Below are 26082 nucleotides of genomic sequence, written 5' to 3' on the forward strand. Positions count from 1 at the left end.
TGATGTGCATCACACGACATATTTAGAACCGTTTCCGGTCGACATACGTACCGGACGACTAATGGTAAATAGAGCACTACTGCACATGGCCCACGGCGATAGTCTGCGCTACGGTGTACGAACCTGGGAAATCCTCCACCGCTGGGGAGGTCGCGAACTTCATGGAAGCAGTGGGCAGAGAATGCCGGCTCGGCGGCGACGCTCGGTCGAGCGAGCTTTCCGACGAGCTGATCGCGTTGCTGTACAAGGATTTCCGGGAAACCCTGTTCAACCAGGTGATGTACCTGACCGGCCATGATCAGCAATGGACGGAGGACGTCGTACAGGAGACGCTGATTCGCGCCTGGCAGCATTCCGACACGTTGAACCGTGAGCCGGGAATGCTGCGCGGCTGGCTGCTCACGGTCGCCAAGCGGATCGTGATCGACGGCTGGCGAAACCGGCGCGCACGCCCGCAGGAGGTGGAGCTGGACAGTTCCGAAAGCGCCGAAATAGCGGATCGGACCGAGCAGTCGCTGTCCGCGCTCGTCATTTCCGAAGCACTACGCTATCTGGACGGCAAATATCAGGCCGTCATCTACGAGACGTATCTGACCGGGCATACGGTCCGGGAGGCGGCGGTGATATTGGGAATCCCGGAGGGAACGGTCAAATCACGGCTGTACGCGGCTATGAGGACATTGCGACGGTCGTTAGGAGAGCTGGGTTCGCGATGACGAAGCGAAAGGTGAAACACACCGATGTGGCGGCGTACGTACTCGGTGTGCTGGACCAAGCCGAGGCTCACGCCTTCGAAACACATTTGAAGGGCTGCGTGCGCTGCGGCCGCCAGGTCGCGGAATTCGCTTCGGTGGAGGACGCGCTGGCCAAGGCCGACCTGACCTACCTGTCCCCCGTCGCTTCGCGGCGCTGCGGGCGGCTGTCGCTGATCGCGGCCAACCTCGTGGTGGTCTTCCTGGCGTGCGTCGTCGCGGCCCTGATGTCGTCGCAACGGTCGTCCCGCCGGCTTCGGCGGATCTCGTCGGATGCGCGCATCTCGACCCGTGCTCCCCTCGATGACCAGCGATTACTCCCGATACCGCTTACGTTCGAGTAGTCTGCCGCAACCCGACACGAAGGTCTCTACGGTGCATACCGAAGTAAATCCCGAGAGCCCCTTCGGCGGGCCTTCGGTACCGAAGCGCCGCGCCGCAGGGCTGCTGGGCCGAGACGGCGAACTCGGCACGATCACCGGGCTGCTCCGGGCCGCCCTGGCCGGCCGGGCCGTCAGCGCGGTGGTGGTCGGCGAGTTCGGCATGGGCAAGTCGTCGATGCTCACCGCGGCGGGCGAGCTCGCGGAAGCGGCCGGGTTCACCGTCGCGATCGCCACCGCGTCCCGGCTGGAGACGCATCTGAGCGGCGGGGTCGGCCGCCAGCTGATCGAGGGGCTCACCCACGCGCCCGCCGTCCCCGGATCACCGAGGCCGCGTGCCCCGCACGCCACCGAATCGCTGCCGGAGCGCCGCCCCCGGACCGAAGAGGAACAGACCGAGGCGCTCGACGCCTTCTTCCACGCCGTCCGGCACGCCGCCGAACAGGGGCCGGTCTTCCTCGGCATCGACAACATCCACCTCGCCGACCCGTGGTCGATGCGCTGTCTCGCCTACATCCGCCACCGGGTCGAGCACCTGCCGGTGATGGTCGTGCTGACCTCGCTGGTCGGCCACGTGCAGACCGGCGAGGTCGCGCTGCTGGAGATGTCCGGCTGCACTCCGGCGACGATCCTGTTGCGCGGGCTCGGCGCCCGGCACGTCGCCGAGTTCCTTCGTGTCTCTCCCGGGCGATTCGCCGAGGAATGCCGCGAGGTCACCGGCGGCAACCCGTTCCTGCTCGGCGCGCTGGGCCGCCGCCTGGTCCCGGGGATGGACCTGGACGCCGCGGGGTCGGCGATGATCGGCGAGGTGCTGCGGGTCCGCATGCACGAGTACACCGCCGCGCCGAAAATGCTCGAAGCCGTCGCGATCCTCGGCGAGGACGCGAGTTTCGACCTGCTGGCCCAGCTGGCCGGGGTCGACGAGAGCACCGCGATGGAAGCCATCGACACGATGGTGCGCGTGCACCTGCTGAGCAACAGCCACCGGCCGGCGCTGACCTACCGGTTCGTCCGCAACTCGGTGCTCGCCGACATGCCGCTCACCACCAGGGCGGTCACCCAGGCCCGCGCGGCACGGCTCCTGCACGACGCGGGTGCCGCGCCGGAGCGCGTCGGCGCGCATCTCCTTGAGGCGACCGCGATCAGGATCCCTTGGGCGGTCGACGTCCTGCGCCTCGCCGCGCGGCACTCCGTGGTCGCGGGCGACCCGGAGCTCTCCATCCGGTTCCTGTCGCGGGCGCTGGAAGAACGGCTCAGCGAACGCAAACGGATGGCGATCCTGCTCCAGCTCGCGCACGCGGAATTCCACTGCGACCCGGATTCGGCGCCGGCCAGGGTGCGCGAGGCCATCGACCACATCGACGACCGCGAAACCGCGGCCTTCGTCGCGACGGCCATGATCCTTTCGCTGTGCTGCGGCCCGGACGCGCGGCTGGCGATCAACTCCGCCGGCCAGTTCGCCGCCCGGCTCGACACGGGCGGGCCCGACGCCGTCTGGCCGCTGCTGTGCATGACCTATCTCGCCGAGGCGGGCAGCAGGCTCGGGCCACCGCCGGACTTCCGCGATTTCGAGCGGCAGTGGGCACCGCTGAACGATCCCGCCGCGCAGCAGAGCCGGTCGGGGCTGCTCGCGCTCGACGCGGTGCGCAGCGGGAAGTCCTCGGCGGACGCCGTCCGGCATTTCGGGGAGGCGTTGTCCGGCGAGCAGCCCGAACTGTTCGAACAGCCCTACTTCTTCACGCTCGCGACGGCAGCGCTCGCCGACGAGCCCGCGCTCACCGACAAGCTCTGCCAAGTGCTCGACACGAAACGCCTGCCGTGGGACTTCCACGTGCCGAAGGGGGCACTGGCCACCCTCGCCCGCGGGATCGCCGTGCAGGCTGGCGGCGATCTGGTGCGGGCGAGTGTCCACTACGAATCGCTGGTGCGGCAGTTCGACGAACGCGGCGCCCTCAGCCGGTGCCCGATCGCGGTGCTGTGCGCGGCGAGATTGATCGAGGTCTCGGTCGACCTCGGCCGCCACGACGTCGCGGACGCGGTGCTGGGCAAAGTCGATTTCGCCGCCACACAAGCACTTTTCACGCACAACTACCTGCTCTACGCCCGCGGCAGGCTCCGCGCGGCCACCGGCGAGCCGGAGCTCGGCTACGAAGACCTGCGCGGCTGTGGCCGCCGTCTCGAACATCACGGCATGCGCTTCCCCGGCTTCGCCCCGTGGCGCGCGCACGCCGCCCGCACCGCGCTGGCGCTCGGGCGCACCGACGCGGCGGCCCGGCTCGCCGAGGAGGATCTCGACGCCGCCGGGCGCTGGGGATCGCCGAGGATCCTCGGCGGCGCGCTGACCACCGCCGGGCTCGTCCGCGACAGCGGCCTCGGCGAGGAGGGCGAACGCCTGCTCACCAAGGCCGTCGACGTCCTCGGCGGATCGACCGCGAAACTGGCGCTGGCCGAGGCGCTGACCGAACTCGGCCTGCTCCAGGCCCGGCACGGGCAGGCCGAGAAGGCGATCGGCACGCTGCGGATGGCCACGCAGTCGGGCAAGCACTGCGGGGCGCGGCCGCTCGCGAGACGGGCCGCCGAGGCGCTGCGGGACGCGCGCGCCAGCCTCACCACGGCGAAGGACAACGAACACGGCCTCACCAAACAGGAGTACCGCGTCGCGCTGATGGCGTCACAAGGTCTCACCAACCGGGAGATCGCCGAGGCGCTGCACCTGACCCGCCGCACCGTCGAACTGCATTTGTCCGGGGCCTACCGGAAACTGGGGATCACCGGCCGCACCGAATTGAGTTCCGCGCTCGGCCGGTCCCAGCGCGTGGACGCCGATTGACGATTTCGCCCGCACGGCGGTTCACTCCGCGACATGCCGGGAATCGAATCCGAACCACTCAAATTCGCCTATTGGGTCCCCAATGTGAGCGGCGGCCTGGTCACCAGCGACATCGAGCAGCGCACCGACTGGGGATACGAGTACAACCGAAAACTCGCCGTCCTCGCGGAGAACAGCGGGTTCGAGTACGCGCTGAGCCAGGTCCGCTACACGGCCAGCTACGGTGCCGCCTACCAGCACGAATCGACCGGGTTCAGCCTCGCGCTGCTGCTCGCGACGCAGCGGCTGAAGGTGATCGCGGCGGTCCATCCCGGACTGTGGCATCCCGGGGTGCTCGCGAAGTTCATCGCCAGCGCGGACGTGATCTCCGGCGGTCGCGCGGCGGTCAATGTGGTCAGCGGATGGTTCAAGGACGAATTCACCAACCTCGGCGAACCGTGGCTCGAACACGATGAACGATACCGTCGTTCGGAAGAGTTCATCCGGGTGCTGAAGGAGCTCTGGACCAGCGACCACGCCGAATTCGGCGGTGATTTCTACCGGATCCACGATTTCGACATCAAACCCAAACCGGTCGGACGGCCGCATCCGGAGATCTTCCAGGGCGGCAACTCCACCGCGGCGCGGAAGCTCGCGGGCCGGGTCTCCGACTGGTACTTCAGCAACGGCAAGGACTTCGACGGTTTCAGCGAGCAGGTCGCGGAAGTCCGCGGCTACGCGGCCAAGAACGACCACGCCGTCCGCTTCGGGCTCAACGGCTTCGTGATCGCCCGCGAGACCGAGAGCGAGGCGAAGGCCGTCCTGCGCGAGATCGTCGAGAAGGCGAACACCGAGGCCGTCGAGGGCTTTCGCAATGCCGTCAAGCAGGCGGGAAGCTCCACATCGGACAAGAAGGGGATGTGGGCCGACTCGGAGTTCCAGGATCTGGTGCAGTACAACGACGGCTTCCGCACGGGGCTGATCGGCACGCCCGAGCAGATCGCGGACCGGGCCATCGAGTACAAGAAGCGCGGGGCGAACCTGCTGCTGCTCGGCTTCCTGCACTACCTGGAGGACGTCGAGTACTTCGGGAAGCACGTGCTTCCGGTGATCCGGGAGAAAGAGGCGGCCCTGGAACGCGTTTAGTCCTCTGGATGCGGTCGTTGCACGGGGCAACTACCGCGTCCAGAGGACTGAACGCAGGGGTTTACGGCAGGTAGACGGTCTGGCCCGGATGCATGGTCGGGCCGCAGTCCTTGAGCGGGCCGCCGAAGCGCGCCTTCTCGACCTCCGGCATGGTCTTCGCGGCGTAGTCCTGGACGGCCTTCAGCTTGTCCGGGCTGGTGATGGCGTCCTTGCGCACGAAGTCACCGTTCCGCGGGCCGCTGCCCGGGTACACGAAGATCGGCTCGTAGTCGCGGTCGATCCGCGGGTCGACGGTGATGCCGTTGCCCGCGGCCCACGGGCCCCACGAGTGGATGAAGGTCGGCTTGACCTTGTCGAACACGTAGTCGCGCAGGCCGGGCATGTCGCCGTTCTTGACGAAGTCCGCGACGTCCGCCTCGACCAGCCCGGCCATGTCGACCAGGTGCAGGCGGCTGGTCATCGACGAGCCGCCGAGGTCGGGCAGCAGCAGCGACGCCTGCTGGAGACCGAGGATGTCGGCCATGGTGTTGAACCCGCGGCCGAACCGGTCGGCGATGAGGCACGCGGGGACCGTCGGGACCTCTTGGAACTTCTTCGACGCCGACGCGAAGCCCATCCCGGACGGGATCGCGGCCGCGACCAGCACGAGCACCACGACGGTGCGCAGCGCCGCCCGCGAGCGGCGCATCAGTTCACCGGCGGCCAGCGTTCCCGCGAGCACGCCGAGGATCCAGATCGGGGTGGCGAACCGGTGCTGGCCCATCCAGTCCGGGACCATCACGCCGTACGCGATGATGCCCAGCGCCAGCGGCACCAGCAGCGCGATCAGCGCGCGCCGCCATTCCGCGCGGACCAGCGCGTAACCGATGGTCAGCGCCAGCAGGATCGTCCCGGCGACACCGGCGTAGCCGACCAGCTCGAACGGCTGCTTCAGCGCCGAAAGCCCGGGCAGGCCCTGGCCCTTGGCGATGGACGGATTCGCCAGCAGCCTGCCGAATTCGGCGATCCGCCAGGCGAGGTACGCCCCGAACGGGATCGCGAACGCGACCACGGACACCACGATCAGCTTGATGCTCTGGCCGAGGAGCGGTTTCCGCAGCTGGAACAGGACGACGAGCGGGTACGCACCGCCGTAGATCAGGCCTTCGGGGCGGGTCAGCGCGGCGAACGCGACCAGGACCCCGGACCAGATCGCGACCTTCGCGGTGAGGACGGTGTCCTTGCGCACGGCCACGAACAGCAGGGCGGCGAGCCAGGCGACGGCCATCCCGAACAGGGAGTTCTCCAGGCCGGAGATCGTCCAGATGACGAACGACGGGATCGCGGCGAGCGTCAGCCCGACGACCAGCGTCGCCAGCCAGGCGAAGCGCGCGAAGATCTGCTTCGCCATGATGTGGCACGCGGCCAGCGTCCCGGCGGTGAACAGGAGCCCCAGCAGCTTCGGGAACATGACGTAGTCGGGGACGCCGAACAGCATGCCGCTGTCGAAGACACCGACGAGCTTGCCGAGCACCAGCGCGACCAGCCACGTCGAGTTCGACCAGCCCTCGACCGACGGCTGCCCTTGCTGCAGCACCGGGCCGAGCCCGTCGGCGAAGCTGCGCGCGTAGGAGAAGGTGATGGCCGCGTCGTCGACGATCCAGTGGCCGTAGAGGGTGCCGTGCCAGGCCAGCGCCGCCACCCCGGCGAGCACCGCCAGGTACGGCGCGACACGGGCGGCCAGGCCACGACGGGCCGGCGTCTCGGCCGGGTCGGGCACGTCTTTTTCGGAAGCCTCGCTGAGTGCGCTCGCCGTCATGTCCCCGTCTTTGCCTTTTCGCTCACGTGCCGTCGCCCGAAACTGTAGCCAATACCCCATCGGCCGCTTCCGACGCGTCATATCCAGGCGTGATCCGCGCCACACCTTCTGGCCAGGAGCGCTTCGCTCGAACTGGGGTCGGCTGGTTGAGCAAGGACACCTGCGCGCGCTTCTTCTTGGCCGCAGGTCTCGGATTTACGGAGGCGGGCCGCCGCCCCGGCTCGGTGAGTGCCGCCGGATGCCGCGGCCCGGCTACGGAAATCCGACAGCACGCTTCAGAAGACACTGATCAGGACAGATGCGAGATGTCGTTCACCAGCCGCACCGACGCGTTGCCGTCCGGATAGAACTCGACGATCGACAGCGACGCCAGATCCAGATGCAGGCGGAACAGCAGCGACGGCCCGGCGTCCAGGCCCATCCGCAGCAGCGCCTTGATCGGCGTGACATGGCTGACCAGCACGAGCGTCCGGCCGCCGTACTTCGCGATCAATTCGTCGCGGGCCTTGCGGACCCGCCGGTGCACGCCGTCGAAGCTCTCGCCGCCCGGCGCCGCGATCGAGGTGTCGGAAAGCCAGCTGGTCTGGAATTCGGGGTCGCGGTCCATGGCCTCCTTGAAGGTGAGGCCCTCCCAGTCGCCGAAATCGGTCTCGATCAGGCCGGGGTGGGTCTCGACCCGGCCGCCGAGCGCGTCGGCGATCGCCTGCGCGGTCTGCTGGGTGCGGATCAGCGGTGAGGCGATGATCGGCGCGGCCTCGCCGTCGACGACCAGGCCCTCCATCGCGCCGAGGCGTTTCGCGGCGGCGGCCGCCTGCTGTTTGCCGTGCTCGGTGAGGGGCACGTCGCCGCGGCCGGAGTACCGCTTCTCGACCGACATCGCCGTCTGGCCGTGCCGCACGAGGAGGAGCTTGGTCGGTGTCCCGGTCGCACCGGTCCAGCCGACCGGGCTGACCCTGTCCTGCTTCACGGTCTTCTTCGGCGCTTCCGCCTGCTTGCCGGCGTCCATCGCCTCGTTCGCGAGCCCGTCCGCGTGGGCGTTCTCCGCGCGCGGAATCCACTCGTAGCGCACGCGCGAGAACCGCGCCGCCAGCTCCTTGGCCTCGGCGTTGAGCGGCTGCATCGACGGGTGCTTGACCTTCCAGCGCCCGGACATCTGCTCCACCACGAGCTTCGAATCCATCCGGACGTCCACTGTGGACGCTCCGAGCTCGGCGGCCGCGGCGAGCCCGGCGATCAGGCCGCCGTACTCGGCGACGTTGTTGGTCGCGATGCCGACGTACGCCTTGCGCTCGGCGAGCACCTCGCCGGTGGCCGCGTCCTTGACGACCGCGCCGTATCCGGCGGGCCCCGGGTTGCCCCGCGAACCGCCGTCGGCCTCGACGAGCACGTGATCGGTCACAGGCCGGACTCCAGCGTGCGCACCAGGATGGCGCCGCAGTTCTCGCACTGGATGACGTTGTCTTCCGGGGCCGCCTTGATCTCGGCGATTTCGCGGCGGTCGATGTCGAGCTGGCACGCGCCGCAGCGGCGGGCCCGCAGCAGCGCCGCGCCGATGCCCTTCTGCGCACGGACCCGCTCGTACAGCTTCAGCAGGTCTTCCGGGAACCGCGGCAGGAGCTTGGCGCGGTCTTCGTCGCGGCGGGCCTTCGTGGTGTCGAGGTCGGTGAAGTGCTCGTCGCGGCGGCTGACGGCTTCGGCGACCTCGTTCTCGGCCTTCGCGACCTCGGCGCTGGTGCGCTGAGCGTCCAGCTCGAGCGCCTCGCGGCGTTCCATCAGTTCGAGCAGGTCGTCCTCCAGCGCGGCCTGGCGCCGGTTGAGGCTGTTCAGCTCGTGCTCGATGTCGGCCATCTGCTTGGCCGCGACGGAACCGGATTCGAGGAGCTTGCGGTCGCGGTCGCCGCGGGCGCGCACCGACTCGATCTCCTTCTCCTGGCGCGCGATCTCGCGGTCGAGGTCGGACGCCGCGGTCTGGACCGAGACCAGCGCGTCACGTCGTTCGCGCACCGTCTTCTCGCCCGCGTCGATCTCGGCGATCTCCGGCAGGGTGCGGCGACGGTGGGCGGTACGCGAGAGTTCCGCGTCCACCTTCGCGAGTTCGAGCAGCTGGCGCTGGACGGCGGGATCGGCCTTCACGGTGCTCCTTGGATTGTCAGTGCTCGGTTCGGGTGGCCCGTAGCGTCCACGGGTCGGTGCACCTCGTGGAGACGTGAACGTCGACGTTACCCGCAAACGCGGCACGGACGACGGCCGAGGCTTGCTCGCACCACGGCCATTCGCTCGCCCAGTGCGTTACGCCGACCAGGGCGGGGACTTCGGTGATCTCGGCGAGGTGTTCGCCGGCGGGGTGATGCCGGAGATCGGCTGTGACGTACGCGTCGACACCGGCGGCGGTGGCCCGCTTGAGATAGCTGTCGCCGGACCCACCCGAGACCGCGACACGACGGATCGGCCGGGCCGGGTCGCCCGCGCCGTAGACGCCCGGCTCCGTGCGCGGCAAGGCGTTCGCGACGCGTTCGACGAAGGCGGAAAACGGTTCGGGCTCGGGCAACTCGCCGATGCGCCCGATACCGGTGACGCCGTCCTCGCGAGGGTCGAGCGGGCCGAGGACGGTCAGGCCGATGGCGTCGGCGAGCGCGTCGGAGACGCCAGGCGACGCGGAATCGGCGTTGGTGTGCGCGCAGTAGAGAGCGACGCCGGCGCGGATGAGGCGGTGCACGAGACGCCCCTTGGTGCTGTCGGCCGGCACGCCGTGGACGCCGCGCAGCAGCAACGGGTGATGCGCGACGATCAGCTGCGCGCCGCCGTCGATCGCCTCTTCGACGGTCTCGTCGACCGGGTCGACGCAGAACAGGACCTTGTCCACCTGCTCGGCCGGGTCGCCGCAGACGAGTCCGACGGCGTCCCACGATTCGGCGAGTTCGGGCGGGTACGCCTGCTCCAAGGCGGCGATGACTTCGGCTAGCGCGGGCACCTGGGGATTTTCGCATGTAGCGTTTCCGGGCATGCGACTTCGGGTGCTCTGTGCCACCTCGCTGCTTCTCGTGCTGCTACCCGCGCCCGCGTCGGCGTCTTCGGGACTCTGGGAACTGGCCGACCTGGCCGCTCAGCGCGTGCAGATCGCCGACAAGGTCGCGGCCGCGAAGTTCGGCACGCCGTCGCCGATCGACGATCCGGTGCGCGAACAGCAGATCCTCGACTCGGTGGCCGCGAAGGCGCCCGGCCTCGGTCTTGACGCGGCCGGAGTGGTGCGGTTCTTCCGCGACCAGATCGAGGCGAACAAGGTCGTGCAGCGCGGCCTGTACGCGCGGTGGACCGAGCACCCCGGCACCCGGCCGCCCGGGCGACCCGATCTGGGGACCGAGGTGCGGCCGGTGATCGACCGGCTGAACGCGGGGCTGCTCACGGAACTCGCGGAGACCCGGGACGCGCGGGCGCGGCGGTCGTGCGACGCGCGGCTCGCGGTCACGGTGCGGCTGACCGACGCGCGGCGGGGGCTGGACCGGCTGCACTCGGGGGCGCTCGCGGAGTCGGTGCGGTCTGCCTGTGTGCGGCGCTGACCTGCGGAAAGGGAGCAAGGGACCTTTGCTACCGCGGCGGGGTGTGTGGATTCAGGGACGTTGAGTGTCCCTATTTCCACACGCCCCTACTGCGCGTAGTGACTGTGTGGATTCTGGTGCGTTGGGTGACCCGAAATCCACACAGTGCCCGCCTGAGGGGAGCAAGGGACCTTTGCTACCGCTTCGGCCGCGGCCCGTGTCGCGAAAGCCACTTTCAGGACGTCAGATGTCCCGAAAGTGGCTTTCGCGACATCCTTCGGTCCGCGCACGGAGGCCGCTGACCTGCGAAAAGAGAGCAAGGGACCTTTGCTACCGCCCGGGCTCAGTCCAGCGCCTTCGCGTCCTTACTGATCGCCCACCGGCCGGCCGCGCGCACCACGCGGCCCGTCCACAGCATCGCCCGGTAGGCCTTCGTCGCCTGATCGGGCAAGTCGGGCCGGACGACCTGGTACGGCGCGACGGACGCGCTCGACCTGAGGTGCAACGGCATCCTGGTCATCGCCTCTTTCGGCGATCTCGCCTGGACGAAGTGGTGCTCCGACACGATCCGCCCGACCTCGTAGGGGTGCGGAAGCTTGACGGTGATGCGGTACCAGCGGAGCCCGGTTGCCGGGGACTCGACGCTGGGTGTTGGTGCGCTCATACGCGACCTTCCTGCGTGTTTCTCTCCAGGAGGTCTACTCCCGCTTCGTCCCGGCTTTCCAGCTTCGCGCGCCCGGTAGCCGTTCGGAGCCGGTGAGCGGTCGATCTCCGGCGGCCATCACACTGATCGGGTGCTGCACATCGTCTTCGTCTGTTCCGGCAACATCTGCCGTTCCCCGATGGCCGAGCTCGTCTTCCGCGCGAAGGCCGAGGAAGCGGGTCTCGATCACCTCGTCCAGGTGTCCAGCGCCGGAACCGGCGGCTGGCACGTGGGCGAGGCCGCCGACAAGCGGGCCCGCGCGAAGCTGGCCGAACACGGTTACCCGACCGGCCACGTCGCGGCCGAGGTCGACCGCGGGCATCTGGCCGCCGACCTGCTGCTCGCGGCGGACGAGGGCCATCTGTCGTTCCTTCGGCGCAAGGTGTCGGACCCGTCGAAGGTCCGCCTGCTGCGCGAGTTCGACCCGTCCGCGCCCGAAGGCGCCGAGGTCCCGGACCCGTACTACGGCGAGGACGACGGTTTCGAGGACGTCCTCGGCATGATCGAGCGGGCCGTTCCCGGCCTGCTCGACTGGGTGCGCGCACACGCCTGAGGCCGACCGCTTACCGTGGTGGGGTGCGGTTGAAGTTCCTGCTGAAGCCCGGGTGGCTGGCGTTGACGTTGGTGGTGTTCACCTTCGCCATCACTTGCTTCACCCTGCTGGCGCCATGGCAGTTCTCCCGCAACACCGAGCGCGAGCACCAGAACGCGGCGCTGCGGGAGTCGTTCTCCGGCCAGCCGCGGTCGCTGGAGCAGCTGCTTCCCAACGGGGCCGCCCCAGATCAGCGCACCGAATGGCACCTGGTCGCGATGAAGGGAACGTACCTGCCCGAGGGCGAGGTCGTGGCCCGTCTGCGCTCCGTCCAGGGCGAAGCGGCCTACGAGGTCCTGACACCGTTCCGGACCGTCGAGGGCACGGTCGTGCTGGTGGACCGCGGATACGTCCGGCTCGACGACAAGTCGCGCGCGCTCCCCTTCGCCCCGCCTCCCACCGGCACGGTCGACATCGTCACGCGGGCCCGTCACGACGAGAAGGACGGGAAGAACCGCGACGCCTTCGCCGACGAGTCGACCGGCGGGAAGCTGCAGAGCTACGTCGTCGATTCCCAGGTCGTCGCGCGGGCCGCGAAGCTGGACATCCGGCCGGGCTACTTCCAGCTCGACGTGAACCAGCCCGGCGTGCTGGGCGCGCTGCCGCTGCCGCAGACCGACGCCGGGCCGTTCTTCTCCTACGCGCTCCAGTGGATCGCGTTCGGGGCGATGGCGCTGATGGGCTGGCTGTACTTCACCGTCCGCGAGCTGAAGCCGGGTGGCGCGCTGGCCACGGAACGGCCACAGCGGCGCAAGAGCGTCGCGGAGATGCTGGCCGAGGACGAACGCTCCGAAGTGGCCACCTGATCTGGCGCGAAAATGGCCCTTTCATAGGTCCATTCAGCGTGATCCCCTTCGATCATGTTGATTCACCCGTGGGACGCCGCCCACGACGACACCGAATGGCAGGCCTGGCTCTCCACACACGACTTCGGCCAGCTGATCGCCGGAGGCGCGGGCCGTGACCTGCCGATCGTCAACCCCGTGCACTTCGTCTACGACGGCGACCGAACGGTCCTGCTGCACCTCGCACGCCCCAACCCGGTCTGGCCGTTGCTGGAGGAACACCCGCGCGCACTGCTTTCGGTGATCGACGATCACACCTACATCCGCTCGGACTGGAACACCCCCGCCGACCCGCCGCACGGAGTCCCGACGTCGTACTACGCGTCCGTCCAGCTCGAATGCGACGTCCGGCTGGTCGACGACGCCGCGGAGAAGGCAGCGCTCCTCGACCGGCAGCTCGCGCATTTCGAGCCCGGCTCGGGCCGGGTGGGGGTGAGCGCAACCGAGGCGCCGGACAAGCGGGTTCTTCCCGGCATCCGCGGCGTCGAGCTGACCGTGACCGGGGTGCGGGCGAAGTTCAAGTTCGGCGGGAACAAACAGCCCGCCGACCGGTCGCGGATCGACGCGGAGCTGGCGCGGCGCCACGGCCCGATGGACGCACGGGCGCGGGCACAGCTGGCGCGGCGGGAGCGGTAGCAAAGGTCCCTTGCTCCCCTCGGGCGGGCACCGTGTGGATTTCTGGTCACCCAACGCACCAAAATCCACACAGTCGTCACACGGAGTAGGAGGTGTGGGGAAATAGGGACACTCAACGTCTCTATTTCCCCACACCCCTGCGCGGCAGCAAAGGTCCCTTGCTCTCTTTCCGCAGGTCAGAGCCCCAAGTGGTAGCAAAGGTCCCTTGCTCCCCCGCGCGGCGAGCCCGAGCCCGGGCAGGACCGGAAGAGGATGTCTCGAAGGGCACCTTCGGGGCGTCAGCGCCGCCGTCGCCGAAGCCCGACGACACCCGCCAGCACCACCGAGCTGAGCGCGCCCAGCCACCCGACCACCCGCGAGAGTTCGACAGCCCGCGTCACGTGCCCAGCGTCCGGGTTGCGGCCGATGCCCAGCACCGGCAGTTCCTCGACCCCGTGCGGATACACCGTCCGCCCGCCGACCCGGATCTCCAGCGCCCCGGCGAACGCGGCCTCGACGCGGCCAGCGTTCGGGCTCGGGTGCGCGGTGGTGTCCCGCCGCCACGCCCGCCACGCACCGCCCGCCGAGCCGCCTACGACCGGGGCCGCGAGCACGGTCAGCCCGGCCGCGACCCGCGTGGGCACCAGGTGGACGACCTCGTCCAGCCGGGCGACGAGCCATCGGTACCGCTCGGGACGCCCGCGCCCGAGGCCGCGCAGCAGGCTGATCGCGCGCGAGCCGAGCAGGCCGGGGACACCGGCCAGCGCTCCCCACACCAGCGGCGCGATGACGACGTCGGCGGTGTTCTCGGCGAGCGTCTCCACCGAAGCGCGCGAGAGGCCGATGACGCCGAGGTCGTCGGCGACGCGGGGGTCCAGTGTGGACAGTGTGCCGCGCGCGGTCTCGAGTTCGCCTTCTTCGAGGTCCCGCGCGAGTGACGTGCCGTGCGCGGCCAGGCCGGCGGCGCCGAGGACGGCCCAGGTGGTCACCGCGGTCGTGGTCGCCTGCAGGACGGGGCTGCGCCGTCCGGCGCGTTCGGCGAGGACGCCCGCCAGCACGGCGGAGCCCGCGAGGCCACCGGTCCACAGGATTCCGGCCACCGGATGCTTCGACCGTACCTTCGCGTCCACCGCCGAAGCCGCCCTGGCGAACACCGTCACCGGACGCCGGGACCGAGGATCCCCGATCGCCCCGTCCGCGGCCACCCCCAACACCAAGCCGATCGCGCGCGCCGCGCTCACGTCGCCCCCTGCCTGCAGTATCCCTCGAAGACCTGCAGAGATTACTCGAAGATCATCCGTCCAGGAGGACGGCCATCTCGTCACGCGCCTGGATGACGATGTCGCGCATCGCGCGTTCGGCCCGGTCGGCGTCGCCGGCGTCGACGGCCGCCGCGACCTCGACGTGCAGGGTGACGGCTTCGGGTTGCGGCTGCTCCGGCATCAGCCCGTGTCCGGTGCGCCCGGCGAGCACCGCGGCGACGACCGCCGAAAGCTGCGCGAACATCGGATTCCGCGACGCGGACAGCAGCAGATCGTGGAACGCGACGTCGTGCCCCAGGAAGGTTTCGAGGTCCCGCCGGCGCGCCGTCTCCTCCAGCCTCTTCGCCAGCGCCCGGAGACGGCCGCCTTCTTCCGGAGTCGCCCGCAGCGCGGCATACCGGGCGGCGCAGGGTTCGACACCGGAACGCAGTTCGGTCAGGGTGCGCAGCGCGGTCTTCCGCTCGGATCCGTCGAGCTGCCAGCGGAGCAGCCTCGGGTCGTAATGGTTCCAGTCGCGCGGCTCGCGCACGATCACCCCGACCCGGCGTTTGCTGCTGGTCAGGCACATCGTTTCGAGGACGCGCACCACCTCGCGCGCCACCGTGCGCGACGCGCCGAACCGTTCTTGGAGCTCCTCCGAGCGCAGGACGGAGCCCGGCGGGAGCTCCCCGTTCGCGATCGCGGAGCCGAGCGCGTCGAGCACTTCGGCATGCCTGTCGTTGCCCACCAGGCGACTCTAACGTTCTGACTCGATTAAGTAGTACTTGATGTTGCTTAAGTAGTACTTTTGAGCTGTACTCGTCCCGGCTACAACGACGTGGGAGGTACGGATGACCGTCATCGTGGTGATGGGCGTTTCCGGCTCGGGAAAGACGACAGTGGGCACGGCACTCGCCGAGCATCTCGGCGTCGACTACGCCGAAGCGGACACGTTCCATCCGAAGGCGAACATCGACAAGATGAGTTCCGGTCACCCGCTGAACGACGAAGACCGGCAGCCCTGGCTCGAAGCCATCGCCGCCTGGATCTCCGATCACCAGTCCACCGGCGGCGTCGTGACGTCCTCCGCGCTCAAGTACCGCTACCGCGACATCCTGCGCGGCGGCGGCGACGTCTGGTTCCTGCATCTGCACGGCGACCGCGACCTGCTCGCCGACCGGATGAAGACCCGCTCCGGCCATTTCATGCCGGTGTCCCTTTTGGACTCCCAGCTCGCCGACCTCGAACCGTTGCAGCCGGACGAATTCGGTCTCGTCGCCGACATCGCGAAGAAGCCGGAAGAGATCGTAGAAACCGCCCTTTCCGCTTTCAAGGACCGCCGATGACCACCACACTCGCCGCCGCCTGGACCGGACACGACACCCGTCTCATCGGCGCGACGGTGCTCGCCATCGCCGTGATCGTCGTCCTGATCACCAAGGCGAAGCAGCATCCGTTCCTGGCCCTGATCCTCGGCTCCGGCGTGCTCGGGCTCGTCGGGGGCATGCCGGTGGACAAGCTGATCAAGAGCTTCAGTTCCGGCGTCGGTTCCACCGTCGCCTCGGTCGGCGTGCTGATCGCGCTCGGCGCGATGCTCGGCAAACTGCTCGCCGACTCGGGCGGCGCGGATCAGATCGTCGACACCATCCTGCGCCGCGCGGGCGACCGCGCCCTGCCGTGGGCGATGGCGCTGGTCGCCGCGCTGATCGGGCTGCCGATGTTCTTCGAGATCGGCCTCGTCATGCTGATCCCGGTGATCCTGCTGGTCGCCAAGCGCACCGGGAAACCGCTGCTGATGCTGGGAATCCCCGCGCTCGCCGGGCTTTCGGTGCTGCACGGTCTCGTCCCGCCGCACCCCGGGCCGCTCGCCGCCGCGGGTGCGCTGAACGCGAACGTCGGCCTCACCCTGGCCTTCGGCCTGCTCGTCGCGATCCCGACGGTGATCATCGCCGGGCCGCTGTTCGGCAAGCTGGCCGCGAAGATGGTCCCCGACGCCGTCGCGCCGGAACGCCTCATCCCGGAATCGTCCTCTTCGGACGGACGGCGGCCCGGCTTCTTCGCGACGCTGTCCACCGTGCTGCTGCCCGTCGTGCTGATGATGGGCAAGGCGCTCGCGGACATCCTGCTGGAGAAGGAGAACCACGTCCGCCGCGTGCTCGACTTCATCGGCGACCCGCTGGTCGCGCTGCTCGCCGCGGTCCTGCTCGGCATGCTGACCCTCGGCAAGTCCGCGGGTTTCACGCGGGACAAGCTGTCGTCCACGCTGGCGGACTCGCTGCCGCCGATCGCCGGCATCCTGCTCATCGTCGGCGCGGGCGGCGGGTTCAAGCAGACCCTGGTCGACGCCGGGGTCGGCAACGTCATCACCAGCCTCGCCACCGGCGCGAACCTGTCGCCGCTACTGCTCGGCTGGCTGGTCGCGGTCGCGATCCGGCTCGCGACCGGCTCCGCGACGGTCGCGACCGTGTCCGCCGCCGGCATCGTGGCCCCGCTCGCCGCGACCATGGACCCGTCGCACAGCGCGCTGCTGGTGCTCGCGATCGGCGCCGGTTCACTGTTCTTCTCCCACGTCAACGACGCCGGGTTCTGGCTGGTCAAGGAGTACTTCGGGCTTTCGGTCGGGCAGACGCTGAAGAGCTGGTCGATCATGGAGACGGTCATCTCGGTGGTCGCGATCGCGCTGATCCTGCCGCTGGGCACCCTCCTCTAGCCGAAGCGCGTGAAGGCCCCCTTCCCTCGGCTCAGCCGAGGGAAGGGGGGCCTTCACGCGCTCCAGGAGACTTCCGGTTGACACGTGACCTTTTGGTCACCTATTCTTCTGACGTGCCCGACGACGACCTGGTATTCAAGGCCCTGGCGGATCCGACCCGCCGGTTCCTGCTCGACCAGCTGTTCGCGCGTGACGGCCGCACGCTGACGGAGCTCGAATCCGAAGTGGACATGAGCCGGTTCGGCGTGATGAAGCATTTGAAACTGCTCGAAGAAGCCGGACTTGTCGTCACGCGCAAGGAGGGCCGGGAGAAGAAGCACTTTCTCAACCCGGTGCCGATCCGCCAGATCCACGACCGGTGGATCGACAAGTTCACGGAGCGCAACGTGGCCGCGTTGCTCGATCTCAAGGCCGAACTCGAAAACGAGGAGCCCTCATGACCGACACCCAGGTTTACCGCGTCTACATCAAGGCCACCCCGGAGAAGATCTGGGACGCCATCACGAAGCCCGAATGGTCGCGGAAGTACGGCTACACCGGTCTCGTCGACTTCGACCTGCGGCCGGGTGGCAAGCACGCCACCCACCCCACGCCGGAATACGTCGAGGCGGGGTTCACGAACGACCTGGTCGACGGTGAGGTTCTCGAGGTCGACCCACCGCGCAAGCTGGTCATCACCTGGAAGCTGCTGATGGACCCGTCCTTCGACAAGGAGCCGTACACCAAGCTCACCTATGAGATCGAAGAGACGAAGACCGCGGGCACCCGGCTGACCGTCACCCACGACGTCACCGACGCGCCCACGACGGCCGCGCTGCTCAACGGCTCGCAGGAGGACATCAACGCCGGACCGGGCGAGAACGCCGGTGGTGGCTGGCCGTGGATCCTCTCGGACCTCAAGACGCTGCTGGAGACGGACGAGCCGATCGTCCCCGCCGCCTCCTGAGCGCGTGAAGGCCCCCTTCCCTCGGCTGAGCCGAGGGAAAGGGGCCTTCACGCGCGATCTAGACCCGTTTGGTGGCGGCCTTGAGGGAGGCTTTCGCGGCGGCGGAAGCGCCGATGGTGTCCAGCGCGAACAACGCCGCGCCGACCACCGGGGCGACGTCGACCACCTGGATCGCGGCCTGCGGCGCCACCTTCAGGCACCGCCGCTCGATCTCCGCGATCACCTGCGCGCCGACCCCGGTCAGCACTCCCCCGCCGAGGATGACCTCAGGCGCTTCCTCGGTGAGCTCCAGCCGTCGCAGGATGACCGACACCAGCAGGGCGACCTCTTCGACGAACCGGTCGACCACGTCCTGCGCCACCTCGTCGCCGCCCGCCGCGACGGCGAACAGCAGCGGGCACAGGGCGTGGATCGAATCGGAGTGCAGCTCCCCGAAGTGCAGGCGCTCCACCACTTCCAGCACCGAAGACGTCTTGAAGTGCGCGGTGACGGCGGTTTGCAGAGCCGTGCCGGGACCACGGCCGTCCTCGGCGCGGACGGCCCACCACAGCGCCTCCTCGCCGAGCCGGTAGCCGCCGCCCCAGTCGCCGGAGATCTTGCCCAGCGCGGGAAACCGGTGCTCACGGCCGTCGGCGCTGACGCCGGCCCCGTTGATCCCGGCGCCGCACACCACCGCCACGCCCGTCCCGTCGGTACTGCCCGCGCGCAGCAGCGCGAGCGTGTCGTTGCCGACGATCAGCGTGTCGCTCCAGCCGCGCGCGGCCAGCGCGGCGTGCAGGATCGCTTCCTCCTGCGGGAAGTCCAGCCCCGCGAGGTAGGCCGACGTATGTGTCGCGAAAGGACGGTCGGCGGGAAGCCCTGCCCCGCGAAGGGCTTCCAGGACCAGCTTCTCCAGTGCCTGGACGCTGCCGTCGACCCCGATGTTCTGCGGTGACGCGCCCGGCCCTCGCGACTGTCCGAGCACCCGTCCGTCCCGGGAGACGATCAGGACGTCGGTCTTGCTGTTGCCGCCGTCGATCGCGACGACGACGTCGGCTGACCCGGCCGTCATGCCCCCGCCCACGGCAGGAACTCGCGGTTGATCCGCACCAGCGAGTCGGCGAGCCGATCGGCCTTGGTGTACTGGCCGACCAGCGGATGCGCGAACAGCGCGTCGGCCACCCGGTCGCGGCCGCCCTTGATCGCCGCCTCCAGCGCGAGGTGCTCGTACGCGGTCACGCCGGCGATGAGCCCGGCGAACCGCTGCTCCACCGGCGACTGCGGGATCGGGCGCGGCCCGGAACCGTCCACAAGGGACGGAACCTCGATGACGGCGTCGTCCGGCAGGAAGTCGAAAGTGCCTTCGTTGCGGACGTTGACGACGTGCTCCTCCGCCGGGCCACCCGAGGTGAGCGCGTGCACGAGCTGCACAGCGGCCTCGGAATAGTAGGCACCGCCCCGCTTTTCCAGCTGCTCCGGTTTGGTCACCACCTCCGGGTCGAGGTAGACCTTCAGCAGTTCCTCCTCGACGTCGCTGACGACGTCCGCGCGCGGCCGCTCGGTGCGCTGCTTCGCGACCTGCTCGTCGTGCCCGTAGTAGTACTTCAGGTAGTACGACGGCACGACGTTCATCCGCCGCATCCATTCGACCGGCGCGGTGACGTGCTCACCGAGGAATTCCGCGTGCTCCGCCAGCAGCTCCGGCAGCCGGTCCTCGCCGTCGACGAGCACCTTCCGTTCCCAGCTCAGGTGATTCAGTCCGGTGTGGACGAGTTTGACGTCGTCGACACCGGCGCCGAGCAGCTGCGCGAACGTGCGCTGGAGGTGGATCGCGACGTTGCACAGCCCGACGGCGCGGTGGCCCTCGTTCAGCAGCGCACGGGTGACGATGCCGACGGGGTTGGTGAAGTTGACGATCCAGGTGTCGTCACCGGCGATCTTCCTTACCCGGTCGGCGATGTCGAGCACCACCGGAACGGTGCGCAGCGCCTTCGCGAGGCCGCCCGCACCCGTGGTCTCCTGCCCGACACAGCCGCAGGCGTGCGGGAAAGTCTCGTCCCCGCGCCGCGCGCGCTGCCCGCCGACCCGCAGCTGGATCAGCACCGCCGACGCCCCGTCGACGCCCTCTTCGAGACTCGACGTGGTGCGGACCCGCGCCGGATGCCCGGCGTGGCTCAGCAATCGATTGCTGAAGTCCCCGACCGCCTCCACCCGGTACGCGTCCGGATCGATCAGCACGATCTCGTCGACGTCCAAAGTGGACCGCCGTCCGGCGATCCCGTCGATCAGCTCGGGCGTGTAAGTGGATCCACCACCGACGACTGCCAGTTTCATCCCTTGACCCCTGTGAATGTGATGCCCTTGACGAAGGACTTCTGCGCGAACACGAACAACACGATCACCGGCAGCATGATCAGCGCGGTGGCCGCCATGGTGAGGTTCCATTCCACGTGGTGCATGCCGCGGAACGACGCAATCGCCAGCGAGAGCGGCCAGCTGTCGCGGGTCTCGCCCGTGTAGAGCAGCGGACCGAAGTAGTCGTTCCAGGTGAACAGGAAGCAGAACATCGCGGTGGCCGCGATCCCCGGCTTCGCCATCGGGATCAGGACCTTGACCATCGCCTTGAACTCGTTGCAGCCGTCGATCTTCGCCGCTTCGAGGTAGTCCTTCGGAATGGTGAGGAAGAACTGCCGCAACAGGAAGATCGAGAACGCGTCGAAGAAGAAGTACGGCGCGATCAACGGGATCAGCGTCCCGGTGAACCCGAGCCGCACCCACAGGTCGTACAACGGCACGACGGTGACCTGCGGGGGCAGCATCATCGCGGCGACGGTCAGCATGAAGAACAGGTTCTGCCCGCGGAACTTCAGCTTCGAAAGCGCGTACGCGGCCGGGATCGCCGAGACCAGCGCCCCGACGGTGGCCAGTGTCGAATACAGCATGCTGTTGCCGAAGTACTGCAGCAGCGGCGCCTTTTCGAACACCTCGATGAAGTTCTCGAAATGCCATTCCTTCGGCCAGAAGTTCGACGAAAGCGCCTGGTCGCTGGACATCACCGCGGTGAGGAACACAAACAGGATGGGCAGCATGAAGATCACGCCCATCGCGATGCCCACGCTGTGCGTCGCGATCCAGTAGAGCTTCTTGTCCCATTGGCGCCGCATCCGCACCTTCGGCGGTTCGGAAGCGGGGGCGGCGGGCTGCCGCTCAGCGAGTGTCGTCATCCGCCTTCCTCCTGGTGCTGGGACTTACGAAGCTGCCGGACCAGGATCCACGTGAACGCGGCCGAGACGACGAACAGCAGGACCGCCATCGCCGCCGCGTAACCCATGTTGAAGTACCGGAAACCCTGGACGTACAGCCAAACCGGATAGGTCAGCGTCGAGTTCTGTGGTGCGCCGATGAACTTCGTGTTGCCCGCGACGTCCGCCGCGCCCGCCGCGGCCGATCCCGCGACGATCGCCTGTGTGAAGAACTGCAACGCGAAGATGATCGAGTTGACGATGCCGAACAGCAGCACCGGCGAGATCGACGGAAGCGTGACGTGCCAGAACCGGCGGACCGGCCCGGCGCCGTCGAGTTCCGCGGCCTCGTACTGCTCCTGCGGCACGTCGAGCAGCGCCGCCAGGATGATGATCATCAGCTCGCCCGAACCCCACATCACCAGCAGGGTCAGCGCCGGCTTCGACATCGCCGGGTCGTTGAACCACAGGCCGCCGTCGATGCCGACGAAGTCCAGGAACGCGTTCACCGGGCCGTATTCCGGGTTGAACAGGAACACGAAGGCCAGGGTCGCCGCGGCGGGCGGGGCCAGCGAAGGCAGGTAGCACAGCGTCCGGACCAGGCCGACGCCCGATTTCAGCCGGGAGATGACCGAGGCCACGCCGAGCGCGAACACCACCCGGCACACGGTCAGGACGATCACCAGCCACAACGTGTTGTACGCGGCGGTGCCGACCAGCGGCTCGCTGGTGAACATCCGGACGTAGTTGTCGAAGCCGATGAACTCCGGCGCGTTGATCAAATCGTACCGGGTGAACGAGTAGTACACCGTGGCGATCAGCGGATACCCGAAGAAGATCAGGAAACCCAGCATCGCCGGGGCGATGAAGTAGAAGACGGTGCGACGGCGGCGCGCCGCGTTCCCCTTCCGCGTCCGGGTGGACGCGGAAGGGGAGGCGACCGCCCTGGAATCCAGGGTCGAAGTCATGCGATCAGCCGCCGGCGCGTTTCTGGGCCAGCTCGTCGTTGATCTGAGCGTCGACCTGCTTCAGACCCGCGACCATGTCGGGGACGTTGCCCGCCTGCCACTTCTCGGCGAAGTCGTTGACCGCCTTGAGGTGCGCGTCGCCGATCGGGGTCGACGGGTTCGGCGTCAGCTTGCCGCCGTTGTACAGGTCGAGGAACGTCTTGAACTCCGGCGTGACCTCGAGCTTCGGGTCGGTCAGCGCGGCCTTGGTGCTCGGGACGTTCTTCAGGCCGTTCGACAGCTCGACCAGCGTCGCCGTGTCGAGGGTGACCTGCTTGATCAGTTCCCAAGCCGCGCCGGGGTTCTTGGCGCCCTTGGGGATCGCGATGATCGTGCCCGTGGTGAACGCGCCGCCGTAGCGGTCGGGCTTGCTGTCGAGCACCGGCGGGGCCGCGGTGCCGAACTTGAGCTCCGGCGCCTGGTCCTTGATGAACGCGGTGCGGTACTCGCCGTCGATCATCATCGCGAGCTTGCCGCGCTGGAAACCGTGGTCCGCCGAGTACTCCTCGCCGAGACCGGCCTTGAACTGCTCGACCTTGGCGTGGCCGCCGTAGAAGTCCACCAGCTGCTTCTGGAAGTCGAACATCGCCTTCCACTCGGGGCTGTCGGCGAGGTGCGACTGGCCGTCGGGGCCGAGGTAGCTGGCGCCGAAGTTCGGGGCCCAGTACTGCGCCATGTTGGCGTAGAACGGCATCGACGGCAGGAAGCCGGCGACCTTGATGGAGCCGTCCGCGTTGAACTCGGTCAGCTTCTTGGTGGCCTCGAACAGTTCCGAGGTCGTCTTCGGCGGCGACGTGACGCCCTTCGCCGCGAACATGTCCTTGTTGTAGTAGAAGCCGTAGACGTCGGCGAGCAACGGCATGGCGCAGCGCTTGCCCTGGAACTCGGTGTAGCTGCGCACGGCGTCGGGGATCTGCGTCAGGTCGATCTTGTCGCGGTCGATGTAGGGCTTGAGATCCTGGAAGCTGCCCGTCGAGCACCACGCGCCGAGGTTGTCGGTGAAGAACGAGATCGCCACGTCCGGCGGGTTGCCACCGCGGATGGACTGGGTGATCTTGTCGTCGTCCTGCTGGCCCTCGTGCTTGATCTCGATGTTCGGGAACTTCGCCTTGAGCTTGTTGAGCCCGGCGGTGACCACGTTGTACTCGCGGTCGGTGAACTTGCTGTAGACGGTCAGCGTGAGCTTCGCGTCCGCGGCGGGGGCGGCCGCCGCGTCGCCCGCCCCACCGTTCGGGCCGCTTGCGGCGCCCGAACAAGCGGACACCAGTGCGGCGACGGTGACCGCGCCGAGCACTATCGAGCCGCGCCAACGGCGGCCACTTCTCCGAACCTGGGTCGTGGAACTCATGACCCTCCTCCTAGTTGGTTGGGGCGGGAGACGGTGGTTCTGTTCGTGAATCCGGGATCGCCACGATCGGATTTGGCTCTCCCGCCCCGGACCGCCCGGGCCCGAGGAGCGAAGGGGTGTTGACGCCGAAGACGTCCCGGCGGACCGTGGCGAGCGCCGATTGGAGCGCGCCCGCGCGGACCGCGTTGCCCTGCACCGAAGCGACCCCGACGGGGGTGCGGGGCAGGACCAGTTCGTGCAGCCTTTTCGCGACCAGTGCGGCGAATTCGTCGCCACCCGCCCGGCTGGTATCGCCGGAAAGGAGCACGAGTTCGGGGTCGACGACCGCGATCAGTCCGGCCGCGCCGCCCGCGACACGGCGGGCGAGGTCGTCGAGGAAGGCTTCGTTGTGGCTTTCGCGGGCCTTGGCGACGGCGTCCGCGCCGGTTTCGGCCTCGATGCCGTGCGCGGCGGCCAGCTCGACGACGGCCGGGGAGGCGACGAGATCACCGAAACGATCTCCCGCGCGCGGCTTTTCCTTCGGCGTGGCAACGGAAACCGGATCAGGTACGCGCATCCAGTCGATCTCGCCGCCACCGCCGGTCGCGCCGCGCAGCAGCCTGCGGCCGACGACCACCGCGCCACCGACGCCGTCGCTGAGCCAGATCATCACGAAGTCGTCGAGCCCGACGGCCTGGCCGACGGTCATTTCGACGATCGCGACGAGGTTGACGTCGTTCTCGATGGTGACCTCGACGCCGAGCTCCCGGCTGAGCCTGCGCGGGACGTCGAAACCGAGCCAGCCGGGGATGTGGGGCGCCGAGGAGAGCAGGCCGGTGCGGGGATCGAAGGCACCTTGCGCGCCGATGACGACGTGGCGGAGATCGGTGGCGGCGAGCCCGGCGCTGTTCGCGACGCTGGTGAGCGCCGCGCCGAACGTGCCGACGACGTCCGCACCCTCGTGGACCGGCAGCGGGACCTGGTACTCGGCGAGCACCGCGCCCGTGACGTCGGCGACCACGAAGTCGGCCTGCTGCGGCGTCAGGTCCACGGCCGCGACGTAGGCGACGCCGCCGTTGACCTGCCAGAGCTGGGCCCTCGGGCCGCGGCCCCCGCCGCGGACGCCCGCCTTGGTGACGACGTCGTCCTGCTCGAGACGGGTGAGCAGCTGCGCCGTCGCGGGCTTCGACAGGCCGATGGCGACTTCGAGCTCGGAGCGCGTCAGAGGGCCGTCCCTGAGGAGGACCTCGATGGCCGCGCGATCGTTGATCTCGCGCAGCATTCGCGGACTGCCGGCTCGCACTTGAGTTCGCTCCCGACTTCGTTAGGAAACTTTACAGACGGTTTCCGGGGACTGTAGTGAGCCGAGCCACAGCCGTCAACGGGGTCGGGAAACGGGGAGGTAACGCTTGCCGTGTTCCGCACAGTGGGTATGGGTACCGGTGCGGAGGGTGGCCACTGGCGAGCACCTGCGGGCCGATTGGACGACACGCGTGATCCGACGGACGACACGCGTGACTGGAGGGACGACTCGAACACCAGCCGCGTGTCGTCCATTCAGTCACGCGTGTCGTCCGCCCAAGCACGCGTGTCGTCCGCCTGGTCACGCGTGTCGTCCACCCAAGCACGCGAGACGGCCACTGGAGTTCTTGACTGGTCATTCTTGAATGACTATTCTCAAACCCATGGCCCGACCACGCCAGTTCGACGAGAAGACAGCGATCGAAGCCGCGGCGGCGGTCTTCCGGCAGCGGGGATACCACGCGACCTCGGTCGATCACCTCGTAGAGGCGACCGGCGTCCACCGGGGGAGCCTGTACGGCGCGTTCGGCAGCAAGCACGGCCTGTTCGCCCGGGTGCTCGAGCACGTCGCCGCCGACCGGCACGACAGCGCCGGACGGCTAGACGTCCTGCTAATCGCTCTGCTCGAAATCGCACCCGAGGACGAGCGGTTGCGCGCGCGGGTCCGGGCCGTCATCGAGGACGGCGGGACGACCCCGGACGAGCTGGGAAGACGGCTGCTGACCCGCGCCGGATTGCCGGACATCGACAACGGAGGAACGACATGAGCAACAACCGCGTCACCATCACCGGAGACCGCCTGGTGGTCGAACCGGTGGGGATCGACAAGATCTGGTCATTCACCCGGCGGCTCGAATTCCCGCTCGCCCACGTGCGCGGCGCGACGCACGATCCGGGGATGCGTGACGAGCCGAAGGGCTGGCGCGGGCCGGGTCTCCACCTGCCAGGGAAGCTCTGCGGCACCTTTCACGCCGACGGCGACCGGCAGTTCTGGAACGTCTCCGGCTTCGACCGCACGGTCGTCATCACCCTCGACGAGGCCGAGGACTTCAACCGGCTGGTGCTCACGGTCGACGATCCCGCCGGGACCGTCACCGCCGTCAACAACGCGATCGCGGTCGCGTGACGACCCGGTCGAGTGCGTGAAGCCCC

General features: G+C 68.7%; 27 protein-coding genes. 14 read left to right on the top strand and 13 right to left on the bottom strand.

Annotated features, from left to right (window positions below):
• The first annotated feature begins 161 nt into the window (after positions 1-161).
• The 4 genes from NQK81_RS17025 to sfnG are packed head-to-tail and all read left to right on the top strand — an operon-like array spanning position 162 to position 5087.
• Complete coding sequence (locus NQK81_RS17025; protein WP_192746918.1) at positions 162-716, top strand: sigma-70 family RNA polymerase sigma factor; 555 nt, start codon at positions 162-164, stop codon at positions 714-716.
• The gene (locus NQK81_RS17030) at positions 713-1096 is read left to right on the top strand and encodes a zf-HC2 domain-containing protein (protein ID WP_257488974.1); all 384 of its coding nucleotides are present in this window, start codon (positions 713-715) and stop codon (positions 1094-1096) included. Before NQK81_RS17025 ends, NQK81_RS17030 begins: the two co-directional genes overlap by 4 nt.
• Positions 1097-1127: 31 nt before the next feature.
• A complete protein-coding gene (locus NQK81_RS17035; RefSeq protein WP_257488975.1) occupies positions 1128-3962 on the top strand; it encodes a BREX system ATP-binding domain-containing protein in 2835 nt (944 codons plus the stop codon).
• A 33-nt stretch (positions 3963-3995) separates the two neighbouring features.
• The gene (gene sfnG, locus NQK81_RS17040; RefSeq protein WP_257488976.1) at positions 3996-5087 is read left to right on the top strand and encodes a dimethylsulfone monooxygenase SfnG; all 1092 of its coding nucleotides are present in this window, start codon (positions 3996-3998) and stop codon (positions 5085-5087) included.
• A 61-nt stretch (positions 5088-5148) separates the two neighbouring features.
• On the opposite strand, the gene NQK81_RS17045 is transcribed toward sfnG, so the two are convergent.
• The 4 genes from NQK81_RS17045 to NQK81_RS17060 all read right to left on the bottom strand — a co-directional run bounded on the left by NQK81_RS17045 (position 5149) and on the right by NQK81_RS17060 (position 9856).
• Positions 5149-6885: a glycosyltransferase family 39 protein gene (locus NQK81_RS17045; RefSeq protein ID WP_257488977.1), complete on the bottom strand. Its 1737-nt coding sequence runs from the start codon at positions 6883-6885 to the stop codon at positions 5149-5151.
• A gap of 289 nt (positions 6886-7174) precedes the next feature.
• Positions 7175-8284 carry a bifunctional RNase H/acid phosphatase gene (locus NQK81_RS17050; RefSeq protein WP_257488978.1) on the bottom strand — a complete coding sequence of 370 codons (1110 nt, stop codon included), beginning with the start codon at positions 8282-8284 and terminating at the stop codon, positions 7175-7177.
• Positions 8281-9018 carry a zinc ribbon domain-containing protein gene (locus NQK81_RS17055; protein WP_126736544.1) on the bottom strand — a complete coding sequence of 246 codons (738 nt, stop codon included), beginning with the start codon at positions 9016-9018 and terminating at the stop codon, positions 8281-8283. Before NQK81_RS17055 ends, NQK81_RS17050 begins: the two co-directional genes overlap by 4 nt.
• 16 nt (positions 9019-9034) lie before the next feature.
• Positions 9035-9856 carry a Nif3-like dinuclear metal center hexameric protein gene (locus tag NQK81_RS17060; protein WP_257488979.1) on the bottom strand — a complete coding sequence of 274 codons (822 nt, stop codon included), beginning with the start codon at positions 9854-9856 and terminating at the stop codon, positions 9035-9037.
• A gap of 31 nt (positions 9857-9887) precedes the next feature.
• Here NQK81_RS17060 and NQK81_RS17065 point away from each other — a divergent pair, with 31 nt between their 5' ends.
• On the top strand, positions 9888-10442 hold the full coding sequence (locus tag NQK81_RS17065) for a chorismate mutase (RefSeq protein WP_257488980.1): 555 nt from the start codon (positions 9888-9890) through the stop codon (positions 10440-10442).
• 322 nt (positions 10443-10764) lie between these two features.
• Here the strand turns inward: NQK81_RS17065 and NQK81_RS17070 are convergent, their stop codons facing one another.
• Positions 10765-11085, bottom strand: a complete 321-nt coding sequence (locus NQK81_RS17070; protein WP_126736547.1) for a hypothetical protein — start codon at positions 11083-11085, stop codon at positions 10765-10767.
• Between the two features lie 130 nt (positions 11086-11215).
• Between NQK81_RS17070 and NQK81_RS17075 the strand changes: the two genes are divergently transcribed.
• From NQK81_RS17075 to NQK81_RS17085, 3 genes are read left to right on the top strand one after another with little or no spacing between them, the layout of a single operon-like run.
• Complete coding sequence (locus NQK81_RS17075) at positions 11216-11677, top strand: low molecular weight protein-tyrosine-phosphatase (protein WP_257488981.1); 462 nt, start codon at positions 11216-11218, stop codon at positions 11675-11677.
• Positions 11678-11700: 23 nt separating this feature from the next.
• Positions 11701-12522, top strand: coding sequence for an SURF1 family cytochrome oxidase biogenesis protein (locus NQK81_RS17080; protein WP_257488982.1), 822 nt, complete (start codon positions 11701-11703; stop codon positions 12520-12522).
• Positions 12523-12576: 54 nt separating this feature from the next.
• Positions 12577-13197 (top strand): FMN-binding negative transcriptional regulator, encoded by a 621-nt coding sequence (locus NQK81_RS17085; protein ID WP_257488983.1) that lies wholly within the window; start codon positions 12577-12579, stop codon positions 13195-13197.
• 278 nt (positions 13198-13475) lie between these two features.
• Here the strand turns inward: NQK81_RS17085 and NQK81_RS17090 are convergent, their stop codons facing one another.
• Positions 13476-14417 carry a cobalamin biosynthesis protein CobD/CbiB gene (locus NQK81_RS17090; RefSeq protein ID WP_257488984.1) on the bottom strand — a complete coding sequence of 314 codons (942 nt, stop codon included), beginning with the start codon at positions 14415-14417 and terminating at the stop codon, positions 13476-13478.
• A gap of 52 nt (positions 14418-14469) precedes the next feature.
• Positions 14470-15165 carry a FadR/GntR family transcriptional regulator gene (locus NQK81_RS17095; protein WP_257488985.1) on the bottom strand — a complete coding sequence of 232 codons (696 nt, stop codon included), beginning with the start codon at positions 15163-15165 and terminating at the stop codon, positions 14470-14472.
• Between the two features lie 103 nt (positions 15166-15268).
• Between NQK81_RS17095 and NQK81_RS17100 the strand changes: the two genes are divergently transcribed.
• From NQK81_RS17100 to NQK81_RS17115, 4 genes are all read left to right on the top strand, one after another.
• The gene (locus tag NQK81_RS17100; RefSeq protein WP_126736552.1) at positions 15269-15763 is read left to right on the top strand and encodes a gluconokinase; all 495 of its coding nucleotides are present in this window, start codon (positions 15269-15271) and stop codon (positions 15761-15763) included.
• Positions 15760-17127, top strand: coding sequence for a GntT/GntP/DsdX family permease (locus NQK81_RS17105; RefSeq protein WP_257488986.1), 1368 nt, complete (start codon positions 15760-15762; stop codon positions 17125-17127). Before NQK81_RS17100 ends, NQK81_RS17105 begins: the two co-directional genes overlap by 4 nt.
• A 113-nt stretch (positions 17128-17240) precedes the next feature.
• Positions 17241-17567 (top strand): ArsR/SmtB family transcription factor, encoded by a 327-nt coding sequence (locus tag NQK81_RS17110; protein ID WP_257488987.1) that lies wholly within the window; start codon positions 17241-17243, stop codon positions 17565-17567.
• Complete coding sequence (locus NQK81_RS17115; protein ID WP_257488988.1) at positions 17564-18073, top strand: SRPBCC family protein; 510 nt, start codon at positions 17564-17566, stop codon at positions 18071-18073. Before NQK81_RS17110 ends, NQK81_RS17115 begins: the two co-directional genes overlap by 4 nt.
• Before the next feature lie 58 nt (positions 18074-18131).
• Here NQK81_RS17115 and NQK81_RS17120 read toward each other — a convergent pair whose 3' ends face one another.
• Genes NQK81_RS17120 through NQK81_RS17145 form a run of 6 tightly spaced genes read right to left on the bottom strand, consistent with a single transcriptional unit; the run spans position 18132 to position 24910 of the window.
• Positions 18132-19136, bottom strand: a complete 1005-nt coding sequence (locus NQK81_RS17120; RefSeq protein ID WP_257488989.1) for an N-acetylglucosamine kinase — start codon at positions 19134-19136, stop codon at positions 18132-18134.
• A complete protein-coding gene (locus tag NQK81_RS17125; protein WP_257488990.1) occupies positions 19121-20386 on the bottom strand; it encodes a 6-phospho-beta-glucosidase in 1266 nt (421 codons plus the stop codon). The genes NQK81_RS17120 and NQK81_RS17125 overlap by 16 nt, the downstream gene beginning before the upstream one ends.
• A complete protein-coding gene (locus NQK81_RS17130; protein WP_257488991.1) occupies positions 20383-21276 on the bottom strand; it encodes a carbohydrate ABC transporter permease in 894 nt (297 codons plus the stop codon). Before NQK81_RS17130 ends, NQK81_RS17125 begins: the two co-directional genes overlap by 4 nt.
• Entirely contained in the window at positions 21273-22262 is a 990-nt protein-coding gene (locus NQK81_RS17135; protein ID WP_185927330.1) for a carbohydrate ABC transporter permease, read from the bottom strand. The genes NQK81_RS17130 and NQK81_RS17135 overlap by 4 nt, the downstream gene beginning before the upstream one ends.
• A gap of 4 nt (positions 22263-22266) precedes the next feature.
• The gene (locus NQK81_RS17140) at positions 22267-23649 is read right to left on the bottom strand and encodes an extracellular solute-binding protein (protein WP_126736559.1); all 1383 of its coding nucleotides are present in this window, start codon (positions 23647-23649) and stop codon (positions 22267-22269) included.
• A 10-nt stretch (positions 23650-23659) separates the two neighbouring features.
• Positions 23660-24910, bottom strand: a complete 1251-nt coding sequence (locus NQK81_RS17145; protein ID WP_257489776.1) for an ROK family transcriptional regulator — start codon at positions 24908-24910, stop codon at positions 23660-23662.
• 403 nt (positions 24911-25313) lie between these two features.
• Between NQK81_RS17145 and NQK81_RS17150 the strand changes: the two genes are divergently transcribed.
• Together NQK81_RS17150 and NQK81_RS17155 are read left to right on the top strand one after the other, a co-directional pair.
• Positions 25314-25697: a TetR/AcrR family transcriptional regulator gene (locus NQK81_RS17150; RefSeq protein ID WP_257488992.1), complete on the top strand. Its 384-nt coding sequence runs from the start codon at positions 25314-25316 to the stop codon at positions 25695-25697.
• Positions 25694-26056, top strand: coding sequence for a hypothetical protein (locus NQK81_RS17155; RefSeq protein ID WP_126736561.1), 363 nt, complete (start codon positions 25694-25696; stop codon positions 26054-26056). The genes NQK81_RS17150 and NQK81_RS17155 overlap by 4 nt, the downstream gene beginning before the upstream one ends.
• Positions 26057-26082 lie beyond the last annotated feature (26 nt).

This window comes from Amycolatopsis roodepoortensis, assembly GCF_024628825.1.
Lineage (GTDB): Bacteria > Actinomycetota > Actinomycetes > Mycobacteriales > Pseudonocardiaceae > Amycolatopsis > Amycolatopsis roodepoortensis.

Excerpts from the sequence above, each read along its gene's own strand:
- NQK81_RS17085 (WP_257488983.1), top strand. The coding sequence starts at position 12,577 with ATGTTGATTCACCCGTGGGACGCCGCCCACGACGACACCGAATGGCAG.
- sfnG (WP_257488976.1), top strand. The coding sequence starts at position 3,996 with ATGCCGGGAATCGAATCCGAACCACTCAAATTCGCCTATTGGGTCCCC.
- NQK81_RS17065 (WP_257488980.1), top strand. The coding sequence starts at position 9,888 with ATGCGACTTCGGGTGCTCTGTGCCACCTCGCTGCTTCTCGTGCTGCTA.
- NQK81_RS17045 (WP_257488977.1), bottom strand. The coding sequence starts at position 6,885 with ATGACGGCGAGCGCACTCAGCGAGGCTTCCGAAAAAGACGTGCCCGAC.
- NQK81_RS17025 (WP_192746918.1), top strand. The coding sequence starts at position 162 with ATGGAAGCAGTGGGCAGAGAATGCCGGCTCGGCGGCGACGCTCGGTCG.
- NQK81_RS17030 (WP_257488974.1), top strand. The coding sequence starts at position 713 with ATGACGAAGCGAAAGGTGAAACACACCGATGTGGCGGCGTACGTACTC.
- NQK81_RS17155 (WP_126736561.1), top strand. The coding sequence starts at position 25,694 with ATGAGCAACAACCGCGTCACCATCACCGGAGACCGCCTGGTGGTCGAA.
- NQK81_RS17135 (WP_185927330.1), bottom strand. The coding sequence starts at position 22,262 with ATGACTTCGACCCTGGATTCCAGGGCGGTCGCCTCCCCTTCCGCGTCC.
- NQK81_RS17130 (WP_257488991.1), bottom strand. The coding sequence starts at position 21,276 with ATGACGACACTCGCTGAGCGGCAGCCCGCCGCCCCCGCTTCCGAACCG.
- NQK81_RS17140 (WP_126736559.1), bottom strand. The coding sequence starts at position 23,649 with ATGAGTTCCACGACCCAGGTTCGGAGAAGTGGCCGCCGTTGGCGCGGC.
- NQK81_RS17150 (WP_257488992.1), top strand. The coding sequence starts at position 25,314 with ATGGCCCGACCACGCCAGTTCGACGAGAAGACAGCGATCGAAGCCGCG.
- NQK81_RS17105 (WP_257488986.1), top strand. The coding sequence starts at position 15,760 with ATGACCACCACACTCGCCGCCGCCTGGACCGGACACGACACCCGTCTC.
- NQK81_RS17070 (WP_126736547.1), bottom strand. The coding sequence starts at position 11,085 with ATGAGCGCACCAACACCCAGCGTCGAGTCCCCGGCAACCGGGCTCCGC.
- NQK81_RS17125 (WP_257488990.1), bottom strand. The coding sequence starts at position 20,386 with ATGAAACTGGCAGTCGTCGGTGGTGGATCCACTTACACGCCCGAGCTG.
- NQK81_RS17115 (WP_257488988.1), top strand. The coding sequence starts at position 17,564 with ATGACCGACACCCAGGTTTACCGCGTCTACATCAAGGCCACCCCGGAG.
- NQK81_RS17145 (WP_257489776.1), bottom strand. The coding sequence starts at position 24,910 with ATGCTGCGCGAGATCAACGATCGCGCGGCCATCGAGGTCCTCCTCAGG.
- NQK81_RS17100 (WP_126736552.1), top strand. The coding sequence starts at position 15,269 with ATGACCGTCATCGTGGTGATGGGCGTTTCCGGCTCGGGAAAGACGACA.